We start from the raw sequence: 16038 nt of genomic DNA on the forward strand, positions 1-16038 counted from the left end.
ATGACCGAGACCACCGAACCGGGCGGCAGCGATGCCGCGCCGGTGATCACCGCTGCGCGCCCGCTTCCGGAGGTGCCACCGCTTGGCGTGCATGTGGCGCAGCGCGCGCTCACCGCCCCGGCCACCGTCGACCGCGAGGCCCGCACCGTCGAGGTGGTGTGGTCCACCGGCGCCCGTGCCCGCAACTTTGTCCCGGGCCTTGGCCTCATCACCGAGGAGCTGGAGATGTCGCCGAACGCGGTGCGCATGGACGCGCTGCGCTCTGGGCAAGCTCCGGTGCTGAACACCCACCGCCGTGGCGACGCGCGCGATGTGCTCGGCCGCGTCACCGCTGCCCGCCTCGAGCGCGGTCGCGGCTACGCCACGCTGCTGTTCTCCGCCGCTGCGGACGTCGAGCCGGTCTGGCAGCGCATCGCCGACGGCACGCTGCGCGCCGTCAGCGTCGGCTATCGCGTCCACCGCTACGAGCCGCGGCCCGACGCCGCCACCGGCACCACCGTCCATCGCGCGGTGGATTGGGAGCCCTTCGAGATCTCCGTCGTGCCGGTCCCCGTCGACCGCGATGCGGCCGTCAGGGCGGAGGGCGATCAGGGCGCCCTCACACCCGCCGTCGAACCCGCCCTGCCCAACGAGGACCCCACCATGCCCGAGACGACGCCGGAGACCCCGGCTGCCCCGACTGCGGCGCCGCCCTCCGGCGCGCCGTCCACCACCGCACCCCAGGAGACCACCGTGACCGACACGCCCGCCAATTCCCCGCCCGCGCCCGCGGCGCCCGAGCCCACCCACGCCGCACCGCCCGATCTCGACGCCATCCGCGCCGAGGCCAGCCGCGCCGAGCGCGAGCGCATCAGCGGCATCGACAGCGCCGTCGACGCCGCCCGCGCCCTGGTCCCCGCCGACCGCACCACCACCCTCCGCGCCGAGGCCGTCGAGCGCGGCTGGTCCGCCGACCAGGTCCGGCGCGCGCTCTTTGACGCCATGGTCGCGGTGGCACCCAAGCCCTCCCGCCCGGCCCGACCCGAGACCGGCCCCGGCCATGACGACCCCGCCGCCATCCGCGACGCCATGGCCGAGGCGCTCGCCGTGCGCTCCATGCCCGGCTACCAGCCGCCCGCGGGGGGCTCCGGCCGTCACGCCGAATTCCTGGGCTGGCGCCCCTCCGACATGATCGGCGAGCTGCTGCGCCTCAAGGGCGAGCGCCAGGTGCCGCGCAACCCCACGCTCCTCGCCGAGCGCGCCTTCCACACCACCTCCGACTTCCCGGCGCTGCTCTCGGCGGCGGCGAACAAGATGCTGCTCGCGGCCTACGCACCCGCGCAGCCGACCTACCGCCAGATCTTCCTCCGGCGCGATTTTCGGGACTTCAAGCCGCACCGCCACCTGCGCGTGGGCGACTTCCCGACCCTGCTGCCGCTGATGGAGAACGGCGAGATCCAGGCCGGCACCATGTCCGAGAGCCAGGAGATCGTGCTGCTGCAGACCTTCGCGCGGCGCATCCGCGTGACGCGGCCCATGCTGGTGAACGACGACCTCGGCGCCTTCACCGACTTCGCCGCGGCGATCGGCCGCCGTGTCGCCGACTTCGAAAACGCCACCGCCTATGGCCTGCTGAACTCGGCCAATGGCGATGGCCCCACGCTCACCAGCGGCAACGCGGCCGTGTTTGGGACCGCTGCCGCGCGTGCCAACAAGGCCTCGGCCGGCTCGGCGCTCGACCTCGGCTCGCTCGCCCAGGGGCGGGCCGCGGTGATGCGCCAGCGCACCCTGGACGGCCTGCCCATCGCCGTCGGCGCGCAGATGCGCCTGCTGGTCGGGCCGAGCCTGGAACTCCCCGCCCGCCAGCTCACCGTGCCGGTCGCCGCCAACCAGGTCACGCAGGAGAACGTGTTTGCGAGCTTCGTGCAGCCGGTGGTCGAGCCGCTGGTGCAGGCGAACCGCTGGTACCTGTTCGCGGAGCCGAGCGCCGCACCGGTCTACGTCTACGGCTACCTCAATGGCGCCGAGGGGCCGCAGGTCACCACCGGGCCCGTCCAGGGCGTGGATGGCATCGAGGTCAGCGTGATCTTTGATTTCGGTGTCGGCGCCATCGACTGGCGCGGCGGCTACTTCAATCCGGGGACGTGATCCCCTTCCACCGTTCCTGATCATCTCGCGAGAGGCGCCACCGGAGTCCCGGGCGGCGCCTTTCGCGCATCTGGAGACCCATCCCCATGCGCAACTACATCCAGCCCGGCGACAGCCTGACCATCGCCGTCCCCTACGCCGGCGGCGTCACCTCCGGCCAGGGCGTGCTCGTCGGCGCGCTCTTCGGCGTCGCCGCCATCGACGGCGCGCAGAACGCCATGATTGAGGCCGCCACCCAGGGCGTCTTCGATCTCACCAAAGAGCCCGCGCTCGCCATCACCGCTGGCGCGCGCGTGTTCTGGGACAACACCAACCGCCGCATCACCACCACCGCCACCGGCAATTTCGCGGTGGGCATCGCCACCCAGGCCGCGCTGGCAGCCGACATCACCGCGCGCGTCTGGCTGAACCGCGTGCCGGCCTCGGGGGCGTGATGGCGAGGCCCGATCGCTTCATCCCCTGCGTGGCGGAGGTGCTGCGGCACGAGGGCGGCTACGTCGATCATCCCCGCGATCCCGGCGGCTGCACCAATTTCGGCATCACGCGCCGCACCCTGGAGGGCTAGCGGCGCGAGCTAACCGCCTGCGACGCGGTGCGCGCGCTCGGGGTGGACGAGGCGCGCGCCATCTACCGCGCGCACTACTGGAACGCCGTGCATGGCGACGAACTGCCGGCTGGCATCGATCTCGCGGTGTTCGACGCTGCCGTGAACAGCGGGCGACGTCGTGCGGCGCTGTGGCTGCAGGAGGCGCTGGGGGTCGCGGCCGACGGCGCCATCGGCCCCAAGACGCTGCGCGCGGCGCGCGCCACCAATGATCGCGCGGCGCTCATCGGGCGCGTCTGCGACATCCGCTTGACCTTCCTGCGCGGCCTCGACACCTGGCCGGACTTCGGGCGCGGCTGGAGCCGGCGCGTGCGCAGCGTCCGCGCTGCATCGCTGGTGATGGCGGGGGCGCCTTGAGCGCCTTCGCCGCGGCCATGGCCGCGCTGGTGGCCGACCCGAACCTCGGCGTGGAGGCCGTCTATCGCCAAAGCGGAACCGGCAACCCATTCGCCCTGCGCGTGCTGCGCTCCTCGCCCGACCGCGTGGCCGATGCCTTCGCCACCGAGATCATCGCCGCGACCGACATCCTCTCGGTGCCCATCGCGACGCTGCCCAACCTCGCGGCCGGCGACACCCTCACGATCGGTCCCGACCTCGTCACCGTCACCTCCGCCACCCGCGACGCCACTGGCACCGCCTGGCGCGTCCTCTGCCAGCGATAGGAGCCGCACGATGGACCTTCCGCAAATCCTCCAGCTCGCCGAGAACGGTGCAGGCCTCATCGCCATCCTGCTGCTCGTCTGGCGCGTTGACGGACGCCTCGAGCAGGTGCGCGTGCTGCTGGAGCGGCTCTCCACCCTGATGGAGACCGAGATCGGCCACCGCCGCTGCGACGATCGCGACACCTAATGCGCCTCGCCGCTACCATCATCGGCGACCTGCGCCAGGTCCTCGCCGCGGAGGTGCGCGCCGGCGAGCGCGCCGCCATGCAGGCGATCCGTGCCGAGACCGAGCAGGTCAAGGCGGAACTGCGCCGACAGGTCACGGACGCGCTGGGCGGCAACGCGCGCGGCATCGCCAATGCCTGGCGCTCGCAGGTGTTCCCCCGCTCGGGGCAGTCGCTGCGACCGGCAGGGCTGGTCTGGACCAAGGTGCCCAACGTCATCGACGCCTTCGAGCGTGGGGCCGTCATTCGCGCCAAGCGTGGGCGGAAGTTCCTCGCGATCCCGACCAGTCTCAACCGGCAGGGTGGGCGCCGCGGTGCCAAGCCGCGCGTCACGCCCGCGCAGATGGTGGCGTCGGGTCAGGCCTTCCTGCGGCCCTTCAAGTCCGGGCGTGGCTTCGTGTGGTGCCTGCCGCTGCACCAGGGCGAGCAGACCGGGCGCCGCCGCCGCACGCGCCTCGTCGCCGGCGGCCTGACCGAGATCGGCACCGGCAACCGCAAGGGTCGCGAGGCCTGGGCGCGCGGCATGCTGGAGCGTGGCCTGGTGCCGATGTTCCTGCTGCTGCCGCAGGTCGCACTGCGCAAGCGGCTCGACGTGAAGGGGGCGGCCGAGCGCGGGCTGCGCCGACTGCCGGGGCGCTTTGTGCAGGCCTGGGAGCGTGAGGCTGGGAGGCGCGCAGCGTGAGCATGCGCGAGAACGCGCTGGCCGCGCTGCACGCCCGGATCGGCGCGGCGCTGGCGGCCAGGAACCCGGCGCCAGTGGTGCTACGCGGTGAGACCGCGCCGCAGCGCATCCCGCCAGGTGGTCTCGTCGTCCTGCGCGACGGCGAGACGGTGGAGGAGACCGCCATCCTCTCCCCGCTGGCCTATGCCATCGAGCATCGCGCGGAGATCGAGGTGGCCGTTGCCGGCGCGACACCCGCCGCACGCAACGCCCTCCTCGACGCGCTGCTCGTGGACATCGCCGCTGGCATCACCAGCAACCGGACCCTCGGCGGCGCGGTGGAATGGGCCGCGCCCGGTGCACCGACCTTCGACGACGTCGAGTTCGAGGGCGCCGCGCCCGCCCGCGCCGCCTCCATTCCCGTCACGCTCTTCTACACGGTCGCCGGCTCGCCGCTGGCCTGATCCCGGAGACATCCCATGCCCCGTGCCATTGGCGCCAACTGCCGCCTGCTGACGCTGCCCGAAACCACCTACGGCACCGCGCCCGGCAGCAACTGGCGGCGCATGCCCTTCCTGTCCTGCGACCTCGGCGCGGAGCAACCGCTGCTGGATGCCGACGTCATCGGCGTGGGCAGCAACCGGGATCCGGCCGCGCCCTTCCTCGACACCGTGACTGTCCAGGGCCAGGCCGTGGTGCCGGTCGATCTCGTCAACATCGGCCATTGGCTGCGCCTGCTGCTCGGCGCGCCCACCACCACCGGCACCAACCCAAACTTCATCCACACCTTCGGATCCGGCGCGGCAGCGCTGCCGTCCAACAGCGTCGAGATCGGCTATCCCGATGTGCCGAACTTCGACGTCTGCACCGGCGTGCGCGCCGACACGCTGGAGATCGACATCTCGCCGTCAGGCCCCGCCACCGCCACCTTCGGGTTGATGGGACAGGGCTCGCTGCGCGGTGGCGCATCCTCCGGCGGCACGCCCACCAGCGCGGCCTACACCGCCTTCAACAAGGCACAGGGTTCCATCACCCGCGCCGGCTCGGCCCTCGCCCAGGTCACCGGCGCGCGCATGACCTACAGCAATGGCATGGAGATGGTCCGCACCATCCGCGCCGACCGCCGTATCGAGGGCGTGGATCCGGGTGTGGCCCGCTGCACCGGCCAGGTCACGGTGCGCTTCGAGAACACAACCCTGCTCGCCCAGGCACAGAACGGCAGCGCCGCCGAGTTCGCATTCGCTTACACGATCGATGCGAACCGAAGCCTCACAGTGACGCTGCACGAGGTGTATCTGGCGCTGGCCAAGACCCCGATCGAGGGACCTGCTGGGGTGGAGGCGAGCTTCAATTTCAGGGCAGCGTTCAACGCGACTGCCACGCGCATGATGACGGTGGCGCTGCGGAACCAGCAGGCGGCGGTGGATTACGCCTGACGCGTGGTGCTGCGCAGAGCCGTCAGCGCATCGGGAAGGTCCATCGCGCCGTGGAGCACGCGCAGGATCACCGGGACCCCAGCCGCCCGCGTTTCGTACACCAGGACATAGCGGTAGCGCGGCAGCGGCACGAACCGGATCGTGGGTGGCGCAAGGTCTCGGCGGACAACCCCGTGTTCCGGATGCCGCGCGATGCGCTGCGCTGCCAGCACGACCGCATCGCGCAACCCTCGTGCCGCCGCTGGCTCCTCGCGGGCGATCCAGCGGACGGCTTCGGCCAGTTCACGCCGCGCCTGTGCGGTGAGCCTCGCCGAGGGTTCCGGCGTCGTTCCGCTCAGCGGGCGCCGGCGCCCTGTCGCGCCTCTGCCTCGGCGATGATGGCGTCGAGCTCGGCTGCCACCTGGTCCATCTCGAAATAGCCGGTCTCGTCGGACTCACGCCGTGCATCATCGAGGGACTGGAGAAAGGCTGCGCGCTGCGCGTTGCGCGCCTGCAGGAGCTTCAGCGCGGCGTCGATCACGTCTTGCGGGCCAGCGAATTCGCCCGTCGCCATCGCCGCCCGGGCGATCGCCTCCTGCTCCTTCGTCAGCTGCACCACCGTCATCTGAACCTCCTCACCCGCAACGCCTGGCGCCGCCGCCGGGTGCACAACCGCGTCATCACGGAGCGCACCATAGCATGCTCACCCTCGACCTTCCCACCGAAGCCGTCTGGCTGGACCTCCCGCGCGGCGTGCGCGTGGAGGTGCTGCCCGTCACCACCGCTCTGATGGCCGCAGCCCAGGCCGCCGCCGCGCGCCGTCTCGGGGCGGTGCGCGCGGCCAACCCGGACCTGGACCCCGACCTCGCGCGCGGCCTGGCCTTCGCCTTCCTCGTCAAGGCGCTGGCCCGCCATGCCGTCACGGCCTGGGAGGGCGTCGGCGATGCGACAGGCAAGCCTCTCCCGCTGTCCGGTGAGGCGGTCGAGCGCCTGATGGACCTCGACGACATCGCCGCCGCCTTCTGGGACCGTGCCACCACCCCCGTCACCGCCGTGGCCCTGGAGGGAAACGGCTAAGGGCCCGCGCCGCGTGGCACTTCGGCCAGGGCCCCGACTACTGCCGCGGCTGTGCCGCGCTCGACCGCGACTGCGGCCTGACCTGCCCCTACGCCCTGCACGCGCCAACGAGCGCCCAGGGCGCCGCCCTGTGGGCTGCGGGCACGGCCTGCGTCTCGGCCGGTATGGCGGGCCTGGAACTCGACACCGCCGGCACCCTGGCCCTGGCGCGCGAGATGGGCGTGCAGGGCTGGGCCGCCGCCGAACTGCTGACGGCGCTGCGCATGGGCCTCGCCGCCGGTGCAGCAGCGTGCCGTTCTGCCACCCATGACGCCGGAGGGTCGCCCCATGGCGGATAGCACCCGCCGCGTCTCCGTCCGCCTGTCACTGGACGACGCCGCGCGCGTGAAGTCGGAACTGCGCGAGGTCGGCGAGACCGGGCAGCGCAGCCTGGACCGCATCCAGGATGGTGCGGACCGTGCCTCGCGGGCCCTGTCCCTCATGGACGTCGCCGTCCGCGGCATCCAGCTCGCCGGTGTCGCCGCCGGACTGCGCGCCCTCGTCATGGCGGGCGACGCTCTCAGCCAATCCATGGGCCGCCTCACCACCGCCGTGGGCGGCGTGGAGCGCGCCGCCGAGGTCTACGAGGCGCTGTATCGCGACGCGCTGCAGACCGGTGTCGCGGTGCGCGAGAGCGTCGACGCCTTCCAGCGCTTCTCGATCGCCGCCCGCGAGATCGGCGCCACGTCGGACGAAGTGCTGCGCCTGGTCGCCGGCCTGCAACGCGTCGCCATCTCGTCCGGCGCCAGCACCGCAGAGATCCAGGGCAGCACCCAGCAGCTCGCCCAGGCCCTGGCCTCGGGCGTGCTGCAGGGCGACGAGCTGCGGAGCATCCTGGAGGGGCTGCCGACGCTCGCGCAGGCGCTGGCCGGCGAGCTCGGCGTCTCCATCGGCGAGCTCCGCAAGCTGGGCTCCGAGGGCAAGCTCACCGCCGACACGGTGTTCCCGGCGCTGCTGCGGGCCGTGGAGCGGGTGAATGGCGAATTCGAGCGCGCGCCGCTCTCGGTCGGCCGCGCGTTCGGGCAGCTGACGGCGGCCGCCGACCAATTCCTCGCCCGGCTCGACCAGGCCATCGGCCTGTCCAACACCCTGGCGCGAGCCCTGTCGGGTGCGGCCCGGGTGCTGGACGGCGTGCGCCGCGGCGCCGGTCTCCTCACCGAGGGCGAGCGTCTGGCCGACCAGCGCGCCACCCGCGACGCGCTGGCCGCCGAGATCGCCAGGCTGGAGCAGGAGATCACTGGTGGTGGTGAGGGTCGGACGCCACGCCGCGGCAGCATCCGCTCAGGCCTCGTCGGCACCGCCGAGGGTCAGGCCGGCGTGGATCGCGCCCGCCGCCTCGAGGAGCTCCGCACCCAGCATCGCGAAATGGTCGAGGAGGTCGCCCGCGGCGAGCGCGAGGCCGCCGAGCGCGGTGAGGCCGAACGCCGCGACGCCGACGCCCGTGCCGCCGAGGCCCGCCGTCGCCGCGGCGCCGAACAGGCCGAGGAACTCCGCCGCCAACTCGACGACCGCTTTCGCATCAACAGCGAGCACGAGGACCGCGTCCGTCGCCTCCGCGAGGCCGAGGCGTCGGGCGCCATCGACGCCGCCGAGCGCCAGCGCCTCGAGACGCTGGCCACCCGCGAGCGCGACGAGGCCCTGCGCCGCCTCGAAGGTTCCGTCCGCCGCGTCACCGCTGCCCAGCGCGACAACCGCGACGCCGAGCGCGAGGCCAACGAGGTGCTGCGCGAGCGCGAGGCGCTCATCCGCCAGAACGAGAACGCCTATGAGCGCTACGCCCGCCGCCTCTCCAACCTCGGCACGCTGGTCGAGCGCGCCGAGCGCATCGGCCAACCCATCCCCGACGAGACCATCTCGCGGGAGGCCCAGGCGGCGCTGGAGGAGCTGGAGCGCGGCAGCGAGCGCGTGCAGCGCGCCACCGAACGCGCCTCCGAGACCGCGCGCGAACTGGGCCTGACCTTCTCCTCCGCCTTCGAGGACGCGGTGATCCGCGGCGAGAGCCTGTCCAAGGTGCTGCAGGGCATCGGGCAGGACATCGCCCGCATCATCGCGCGACGCACCATCACCGAGCCGCTCGGCAATGCGCTCACCGGCGCGCTGTCGGGTTTCTCCTTCGGTGGCATCTTCGACGGGGTCGGGTCCTGGCTCAGCGGGCTGTTCCGCGCCGAGGGCGGACCGGTCACGGCCGGCCAGCCTTACATCGTGGGCGAGCGCGGGCCGGAATGGTTCGTGCCCCAGCAGTCGGGGACGGTGCTGCCCAACGGCACAGCGCCAGCCGGCGGTCCCACCATCCACACGACGCTGAACATCGACGCGCGCGGGGCGGACGCCGGCGTGGAGGCGCGGCTGCGGCTGATGGGCCAGCAGATTGCGCGCCAGGCCACCGCGATGACGCTGGATGCCATCCGCCGCGGTGGCACCGCCTACGACACAGTGCGCCGCTGAATTGGGAGAGGAGGTAAGGCCATGACGGAATACGCCTGGCCGCCAGAGCTGCGCCCCTCCCGGCAGGTCTTCTACCTCCAGCCCAACACGCTGCGCTTTGTCTCGCCGCTCACCCGCCAGACGCAGGTGCTGCGCCGAGAGGGCGCGCGCTGGATGGCGGAGATGACCTTCGACCCGCTGAACCCGCGCCTGGCCGGTGTGCTGGAAGGCCTGGTGGCCGCACTCGCCGGCTCGGTGAACACGGTCCGCCTGCGTGATTTTCGGCGCGAGTTCCGCTCGGGGGATCCACGCTCCCAGGGCGACGTGCCGACCGGGCCCTACAGCTTCAACGACGCCACCATCTTCACGGACGGGACCGGCATGGTGGTGGGCTCGGGCAATCCGGCGCTCGCGGCCGGGGCGCCACGCGGGGCGCTGTCGCTGGCCACCCAGGGCTGGTGGCCGAACGCGCTGGCCGTCGGCGCCGGCGACCACATCGGCCTGGGCGGGCGGCTCTACATGGCCACCGCGCGCGTCATGGCGTCGGGCACCGGCACGGCCTCCATCCCCATCGCACCCCCGCTGCGCGCCGCCGCGCCGGTCGGCGAGGCGCTGTTCTTCTCGAACGTGTCCACGCCCATGCGCCTGGTCTCCGACGACGAGGGCATCAACCCAACCCGGCCGGGACGCTTCACCAGCATCACCTGCCGCTTTGAGGAGGCGCTCTGATGGACGCCGCCATCCGCGCGACGCCGCGCCTCTCCGTTCAGGCCGCGGCCGCCGCCACCGCGCCGGTCGTCGCGCCCGTCATCCTCTGCGAGCTCGACTTCGCGACCGGCGCCTTTCGGGTGTGGTCGGGCCTCGGCACGCTGAACTGGGCTGGCCGCAGCTTCGAGGGCATCGGCGACATCGGTGCCATGGGCGAGGTGGAGGAGACGGTCGAGCTGCGCGCCGTGCGCCTCACGCTGGCCCTCTCGCCCGTGCCGCAGGAGGTCATCGACATCGCGCTGTCGGAGCGCTCCTATCGCCTGCGTCCGGCGCGGCTGTGGCTCGCGCTGCTGGATGAGGACGGGGCATTTGTCGCGGACCCCTTCCCGCTCTGGGCGGGCATCATGGACACCATGGAGGTGGTGGACGGCGCCGAGCCACGGGTGACGCTGGCCTGCGAAAGCCGGCTCGTGGACCTCGAGCGCGCCGAGGTGCGGCGCTACACCGACGCCGACCAGCAGGCCGAGTTCCCGGGCGACCGGTTCTTCGAGTTCGTGCCGGCGCTGCAGGACGCCGAGATTCGGCTGCCCGCGCGATAATGCGCCATCCCGGTTGGGTCGCGCGGCTCGCAGCTCTGCTCCGGGAGGCGGAGACGCGCGCCTTTCATCCGCGGCATTGGAACTGCGCGATGTTCGCGCTGGCCGCCGTGGAGGCCGTCACCGGCCGCTGCCCCCGCGTGCACGTGCAGCCCGATCTTGCCGCCTCGGCCGACAGCGCGGGCTTTCCGCGCGTGGCGCCGCTGCTCGCGCGGACGGGCGATGTTGCGCTGGCCTCGGCACCCGATCGTCTCGGCGTGGTGCTGGACGCCGGCCGCGTTGCCTTCGTCGGGCCGCGCGGCCTGATCCGCGCTCCCATCACCGACTGCACCATCGCATGGAGGATTGGCTGACAGATGCCGGCTGCGATCCCCATCATCGCTGTGGTCGCCGGCGCGGTCGGCTCCGCCGCTGTGGGCGGCGGCGTCATCGGCGCCCTGGTCGGCGCGGGTGCCGCCATCGCCGTCTCCTTCATCGGCAGCCAGGTCTTCCCCCAGAACACCGCCACCGCCCGCGGCAGCAGCGCCAGTTTCAACGACAGCGGCGCGGGCGGCACCACCACCACCGCCGTCGAGGCCCAGGCCCGCACCCAATCCTTCCGCCAGGCCATTACCGAGCACGCCCTGGTCTTCGGGCGGTGCAAGGTCTCGGGGCCCATCGTGTTCGTGCACAGCAGCACTGACGACGAGGGCCGTGCCGATGGCTACTTCCACGCCGTCGTGGTGCTCGCCGCCCATCGCGTCCGCACCATCGGCGAGGTCTGGCTTGGCGATGCGCTCGCCACCGACCCGAAGTTCTCCGGCCTGGTCCGCATCGACCGCCACCTCGGCGACCCCGGCCAGGCGGCCAATGCCAACCTCATCGCCGAGACCGGCGGCAAATGGACCGCGGCCCATCGCGGCGCCGGGCGCGCCTACATGGCGCTGCGCCTCAAGATCACGCCCGAGGCCTTCCCCTCCGGGCCGCCCAACATGGCCGCCCTGGTCGAGGGCGCGGACACCATCCGCGATCCCCGCTCCGGCGCCATCGGCTGGTCCGACAATCCGGCCCTCTGCCTCGCCTGGTACCTCACCGCGCCTTTCGGCTGGCGGGCATCCTGGGACGAGATCGACATGCCCGCCCTCATCGCCGCGGCCAACATCTGCGACGAGATCATGGGCCGGCGCGACGGCACCGCCGAGCGCCGCTACACCGTCAACGGCCGCGTCTCCCTCGGCGAGGGCAAGATCGCCATCACCCGCAAGCTGCTCGCCGCCATGGCGGGCACCATGGTGGTCTCGGGCGGGCGCTTCGTGATCCATGCCGGCGCGCCCGCGCTGCCGGCCGCCACCCTCACCGCCGCCGATCTGCGTGGCGACGTCTCGGTCATGGGCTCGCGTCTGCGGCGGGATCTCTTCAACGGGGTGCGGGCCGTCTACGTGGATCCCGGCAAGAACTGGCAGCCGACCGACGCGCCGCCGCTGCTCGCCAGCAACTACGTCACCGAGGATGGCGGCGAGGCGATCTATCGCGACCTCGACTTCCCGCTCACCACCTCCGCCGCCACCGTCCAGCGCCTCATGAAGGTCGAGCTGGAGCGCAACCGCCGCCAGCGCGCGGTGGTGGTGCAGGCGAACCTCTCGGCGCTGCGGCTGCGCCCCTGGGACGGAGTGATGGTCGCCATCGACCGCATCGAGCCCTTCCCGGCCCGCATCACCGGCTGGCGCTTTGCACCGGAGGGCGGGATCGACCTGACGCTCGCCGAGGAGGACGCAGCCGTTTGGGACTGGAACCCCGCCGTGGACGAGCGCGCCACTGGCGACAGCCCTTCCGTCATCCTGCCCCGGCCGGGCAGCATCGCCACGCCGGCCTCCATCCGCGTGGGCACGCCCTCCACGGCGACCTTTGCGGCGCTGGGTGTGGACTGGGCCGCGGTGCCCTCGGCCTACCTCGCCGGCTACGAGGTCGAGGCCAGGCCCGCCTCCGTGGCGAACTGGCTGGCCGTGGCGGCCGGCACGGGGGCGCTCTTCGCGGTGTTCCCCACCACGGAGCCCACCGCCTTTCGCGTCCGCGCACGGGCGAGGAGCGGGGCGGTGTCGGGCTGGCAGGAGGCCGCGATCCCGGCCGCCCCCTCGGGCCTTGCCGCTGTGGGTGTGGTGGGCGGGATCCAGATCACCGGCGCCTATCCCGCCGGCGCCACGGCGCTGCAGGTCTTCGAGGCCACCAGCAACAGCCTCGCTGCCGCGGTCTTGCAAGCGACGATCACGACGCTGCCCTGGACGCGCACCGGCCTCGCCACCGGACAGGCGCGCTGGCTCTGGCTGCGCAGCGTCTCCCCCGAGGGCAACGTCTCCGCCCTCGTCGGCCCCGTCACCGCCACCGCCCTCTGACCGACGGGAGGACCCCACATGCCCGCCCGCATCGACGACCTGCTGGTGCTGAACACCCCGGTCAGCAAGACCGACCTGGCCAAGTACCTGCGCGACCGCGAGGCCGTGCTGCCCTCCGACTTCGGCGGGCTGGGCGAAGGCGTGGCCGATGACCGCGTGGCCATCCAGGCCGCCTTCGACCGCGCCGGCACCGACCAGAAAATGGCGATCATCCCGCCCGGCACCTGGAACGTCTCCGGCACCGTCACCCTGCCGGGCGCCGCCCGCGGTCTCATCATGCAGGGGACCATCCGCTACACCGGCACCGCGCCCACCTCCGTACTGGTGCTTGGCGATGGCGGCACCGTCCGCAACGGCGAGAAGCTCTACTCCGGCCTGAACGTCATCCGGCAGACCATCTCCGACTGGTCCTCCGAGGCCGATATCGGCATCACCGTGCGCAACGTCGATGCGTCGCAGGTCGAGCTGCGGCGCGTCGAGGGCTTCACCATCGGCATGCGCACGCTGGGCGACGGGCGCGGTGTGGAGGACAGCACCTTCACGCTGGGGCGCATCGTCAATTGTCGCATCGGCCTCGACATCTGGTGCGCCACCGCCACCGCCTGGAACACCTCCATCCGCTACTATGGCGGGCACTTCGCCTGCGCCACCGGGATCAACGCCACGCTCGACAGGTTTGGCGTGCGCTTCGGGAACGAGCCGGGCGCCTACACCAATCACAACCGGCACATCTTCGACGGGCCGAACTTCGAGCTGCGCCAGGCGGGCTCCAACCTCGCCATCCCGTTTCTGAACCAGACGTCGGGCTCGGCCATCGTCGCGCGCAACATGCGCATGGAGGCCTGCTCGCCAATCGCGGCGCGGCACACGGCCGGCGCCCAGGATTGCGAGTACGATGTCGCCTGGACCAACACCTACCTGGTCGGCATCGACTACACGGCCACGGCGAACCGCTGCGGCAACGCCGTCATCAACCGCCACCGCGCGCCGGCGTCGCGGTTCCAGCGGTACCTCGCGGGCGTGGAGAACGTCCGCGCGAAGGCATTCCGGCAGTCGGCCACCGAGATTGGCGTGGAGGGGCTCTGCACCATCGCCACCTCCACCACCACGGCCACCTACATCTCCGACTTCTGCTTCAACGGGCTGGCGGGGCTGACGCCGACCGGGCGCGGGGTGCAGCTTGCTGCGAACCGCGGGCTGGGCTGGGTCATCGACACCACGCAGGCGAAGGAGTTCGCGCTGGCGCATGCGCTGGTGTTCGGCGTGGCGGGCGGCAGGCTGTTCGTGCGGTGCTTCGACGGGGCGGGCAACATCCGCGAGAACATCGCGGGTGACGTGCTGGCCTCCATCACCACCATGCAGTGGAACGGGCCGGCGAAGGGGTGGAACGCCGGCGCGCCGATGGACGACGCCAACCTCAACCGGAGGCAGACGCTGCGCATGGGGGCGGGCGTGGCTTTCGCGCAGGTGGGGATCGTGGGCTTTGACGGGGTGATCGAGCTTGAGGCGCTCAGGCTCTACGGGCTGCCGGAGGTGGCGCCCGGCATCCTCAACGGCACGCCGACGCTGCCGGAATCGGGGCAGCGCGAGTACGCCGCGGAGGACAGTTGGGACCTGCCGAGCCTCGCCGCAGGGGCAACCAGCCTGCGGGACATCACCGTGGCGGGTGCCAGGCCGGGGGACATCGCCAGCGCGTCACTCGCGACCAGCAGCCGGTTCTTTGAACTCGACGCGCATGTGTGGAGCAACAACACCGTGCGCGTCATGGCGCGGAACGTCTCCAACACCACGATCGATCTCGGGCCGGCGACGCTGGCGGTGGAGGTCAGGAAGCGAAGGGTGGCATAACCGAAAGCAGCACTCCTGGACGCCCTTCCAGTCAGGTCATACACGCAGACATGCCTGAGTTTTCTCCCGCCGTTCTGGTTGCTCTCGGCGTTACCCTCGCCGCCGGGTTGTCGACGGTCCTTGGCGCCGCCTTTGTCGTACGCGCGGACCAGGCGAGGCCGCGGCTGCTGCCGCTTGCCTTGGCCTTTGCGGGAGGGGCCATGGTGTATGTGTCTCTAGTGGAAATCCTCCCCAAGGCCGCGCTCTCGCTGTCGGACGCGCATGGCGACCGGGGCGGCTACGCGCTGGCCACGCTCGCCTTCTTCGCCGGTGTCGCACTCCTCGTCCTACTCGATCGGCTGGTCCCAAACCCGCACCCGGATACGCACCCGCACTCGGATGCTGAGCGGGAGCACCTCGCGCGGCTCAGCCTGCTGACGGCCGCAGCCATCACCGCCCACAACCTGCCCGAGGGCCTCGCCACCTTCTTCGCCACGCTGGAAAGCCCAACGCTTGGCGCGCCGCTCGCGGTCGCCATCGCGCTGCACAACATCCCCGAGGGCGTTTCTATCGCGGTGCCCGTCTTCTACGCCACCGGCAGCCGCGGCAAGGCGGTGGGGGCCGCCCTTCTCTCGGGCCTGGCCGAGCCGCTGGGCGCTCTGCTCGGCTATCTCGTGCTCGGCCCCTTTCTCTCGCCCAGCCTCTTCGGCGTGGTGTTCGGCGTCATTGCTGGCGCCATGGTCTATCTGGCGCTCGACGAGCTGCTTCCCGCGGCGCAGCGCCACGCCAAAGGCCACGATACCGCCTACGCCATGGTGGCCGGAATGGCGATGCTCGCTGCCAGCCTCGTGCTGTTCCGCTAAGCTTCAGCGCCCGTGGTTCTTGTCGGCGCAGTGGCCGTGGCGGTGGTCCGCCAGGGTCTCAATGATGAGGCAATCCGACACGCGCCCGCCGGCGCAGGCCTTCGCCAGCCGCGCCAGTTCGGCGCGCAGCGCCTTCAACTGGCGAAGCTTGGCGTCGATCGCCGCCATCTGCTCGGTCGCCGCCGCATGCGCCGCGGCGCAGTCCCGCTCGGGTTCCGCCGCCAGATCGAGCAGCGAGCGGATGGTCGGCATGGCGAAGCCCAGCTCCCGCGCGTGCCGGATGAAGCCCAGCCGCTCCAGATGCGCGCGCCCATAGGCCCGCTGCCCGCCCGGGGTGCGGCTCGGCGCGGGCATCAGCCCCTCCGACTCATACCAGCGGATCGTGGTCGCCTTCACGCCGGTTTCGCGCGCGAGATCGCCAATGGAATAGCTGCCCTTCATG

Annotated in this window: 20 protein-coding genes and 1 pseudogene; 18 read left to right on the plus strand and 3 right to left on the minus strand. The window is 72.1% G+C overall.

Annotated features, from left to right (window positions below; all coding sequences use genetic code 11):
- The 9 genes and pseudogenes from KTR66_RS05320 to KTR66_RS05360 all read left to right on the plus strand — a co-directional run bounded on the left by KTR66_RS05320 (position 1) and on the right by KTR66_RS05360 (position 5714).
- Positions 1-2127 (plus strand): prohead protease/major capsid protein fusion protein, encoded by a 2127-nt coding sequence (locus KTR66_RS05320; RefSeq protein WP_213611140.1) that lies wholly within the window; start codon positions 1-3, stop codon positions 2125-2127.
- 86 nt (positions 2128-2213) lie between these two features.
- Entirely contained in the window at positions 2214-2561 is a 348-nt protein-coding gene (locus KTR66_RS05325) for a DUF2190 family protein (RefSeq protein ID WP_213611142.1), read from the plus strand.
- Positions 2561-2833: pseudogene (locus KTR66_RS24735) on the plus strand (glycosyl hydrolase 108 family protein); the annotation flags it as partial. The gene KTR66_RS05325 and the pseudogene KTR66_RS24735, both read left to right, overlap by 1 nt.
- Positions 2834-3088, plus strand: coding sequence for a putative peptidoglycan-binding domain-containing protein (locus KTR66_RS24740; protein WP_371819037.1), 255 nt, complete (start codon positions 2834-2836; stop codon positions 3086-3088).
- Entirely contained in the window at positions 3085-3393 is a 309-nt protein-coding gene (locus tag KTR66_RS05340; RefSeq protein WP_249731848.1) for a hypothetical protein, read from the plus strand. The genes KTR66_RS24740 and KTR66_RS05340 overlap by 4 nt, the downstream gene beginning before the upstream one ends.
- A gap of 10 nt (positions 3394-3403) precedes the next feature.
- On the plus strand, positions 3404-3580 hold the full coding sequence (locus KTR66_RS05345; RefSeq protein ID WP_213611147.1) for a hypothetical protein: 177 nt from the start codon (positions 3404-3406) through the stop codon (positions 3578-3580).
- Positions 3580-4299: a DUF6441 family protein gene (locus KTR66_RS05350; protein WP_213611149.1), complete on the plus strand. Its 720-nt coding sequence runs from the start codon at positions 3580-3582 to the stop codon at positions 4297-4299. Before KTR66_RS05345 ends, KTR66_RS05350 begins: the two co-directional genes overlap by 1 nt.
- A 2-nt stretch (positions 4300-4301) precedes the next feature.
- The gene (locus KTR66_RS05355) at positions 4302-4742 is read left to right on the plus strand and encodes a hypothetical protein (protein WP_249731879.1); all 441 of its coding nucleotides are present in this window, start codon (positions 4302-4304) and stop codon (positions 4740-4742) included.
- Between the two features lie 15 nt (positions 4743-4757).
- Positions 4758-5714, plus strand: a complete 957-nt coding sequence (locus KTR66_RS05360) for a phage tail tube protein (RefSeq protein ID WP_213611153.1) — start codon at positions 4758-4760, stop codon at positions 5712-5714.
- Here the strand turns inward: KTR66_RS05360 and KTR66_RS05365 are convergent.
- Complete coding sequence (locus KTR66_RS05365; protein WP_213611349.1) at positions 5705-6052, minus strand: type II toxin-antitoxin system RelE/ParE family toxin; 348 nt, start codon at positions 6050-6052, stop codon at positions 5705-5707. The genes KTR66_RS05360 and KTR66_RS05365 overlap by 10 nt on opposite strands.
- Positions 6049-6318, minus strand: coding sequence for a type II toxin-antitoxin system ParD family antitoxin (locus tag KTR66_RS05370; RefSeq protein ID WP_213611158.1), 270 nt, complete (start codon positions 6316-6318; stop codon positions 6049-6051). The genes KTR66_RS05365 and KTR66_RS05370 overlap by 4 nt, the downstream gene beginning before the upstream one ends.
- A gap of 74 nt (positions 6319-6392) precedes the next feature.
- On the opposite strand from KTR66_RS05370, the gene KTR66_RS05375 reads away from it, so the two are divergent.
- From KTR66_RS05375 to zupT, 9 genes are all read left to right on the plus strand, one after another.
- On the plus strand, positions 6393-6770 hold the full coding sequence (locus KTR66_RS05375) for a hypothetical protein (protein WP_213611159.1): 378 nt from the start codon (positions 6393-6395) through the stop codon (positions 6768-6770).
- A 164-nt stretch (positions 6771-6934) separates the two neighbouring features.
- On the plus strand, positions 6935-7108 hold the full coding sequence (locus tag KTR66_RS05380; protein ID WP_213611160.1) for a hypothetical protein: 174 nt from the start codon (positions 6935-6937) through the stop codon (positions 7106-7108).
- Positions 7098-9254, plus strand: a complete 2157-nt coding sequence (locus KTR66_RS05385) for a tape measure protein (RefSeq protein ID WP_213611161.1) — start codon at positions 7098-7100, stop codon at positions 9252-9254. The genes KTR66_RS05380 and KTR66_RS05385 overlap by 11 nt, the downstream gene beginning before the upstream one ends.
- Positions 9255-9275: 21 nt before the next feature.
- Entirely contained in the window at positions 9276-9962 is a 687-nt protein-coding gene (locus KTR66_RS05390) for a hypothetical protein (protein ID WP_213611163.1), read from the plus strand.
- Positions 9962-10540 carry a hypothetical protein gene (locus KTR66_RS05395; RefSeq protein WP_213611165.1) on the plus strand — a complete coding sequence of 193 codons (579 nt, stop codon included), beginning with the start codon at positions 9962-9964 and terminating at the stop codon, positions 10538-10540. The genes KTR66_RS05390 and KTR66_RS05395 overlap by 1 nt, the downstream gene beginning before the upstream one ends.
- Positions 10540-10890 carry a DUF6950 family protein gene (locus KTR66_RS05400; RefSeq protein WP_213611167.1) on the plus strand — a complete coding sequence of 117 codons (351 nt, stop codon included), beginning with the start codon at positions 10540-10542 and terminating at the stop codon, positions 10888-10890. The genes KTR66_RS05395 and KTR66_RS05400 overlap by 1 nt, the downstream gene beginning before the upstream one ends.
- Before the next feature lie 3 nt (positions 10891-10893).
- Positions 10894-12906: a phage tail protein gene (locus KTR66_RS05405; protein ID WP_213611169.1), complete on the plus strand. Its 2013-nt coding sequence runs from the start codon at positions 10894-10896 to the stop codon at positions 12904-12906.
- Between the two features lie 18 nt (positions 12907-12924).
- Entirely contained in the window at positions 12925-14754 is a 1830-nt protein-coding gene (locus KTR66_RS05410; protein ID WP_213611170.1) for a hypothetical protein, read from the plus strand.
- A gap of 50 nt (positions 14755-14804) precedes the next feature.
- A complete protein-coding gene (gene zupT, locus KTR66_RS05415; RefSeq protein WP_213611173.1) occupies positions 14805-15596 on the plus strand; it encodes a zinc transporter ZupT in 792 nt (263 codons plus the stop codon).
- 3 nt (positions 15597-15599) lie between these two features.
- On the opposite strand, the gene KTR66_RS05420 is transcribed toward zupT, so the two are convergent.
- Positions 15600-16037 carry a helix-turn-helix domain-containing protein gene (locus KTR66_RS05420; RefSeq protein ID WP_213611175.1) on the minus strand — a complete coding sequence of 146 codons (438 nt, stop codon included), beginning with the start codon at positions 16035-16037 and terminating at the stop codon, positions 15600-15602.
- Position 16038 lies beyond the last annotated feature (1 nt).

The sequence above is a fragment of the Roseococcus sp. SDR genome (genome assembly GCF_019083995.1).
In the GTDB taxonomy this organism is placed as follows: domain Bacteria; phylum Pseudomonadota; class Alphaproteobacteria; order Acetobacterales; family Acetobacteraceae; genus Roseococcus.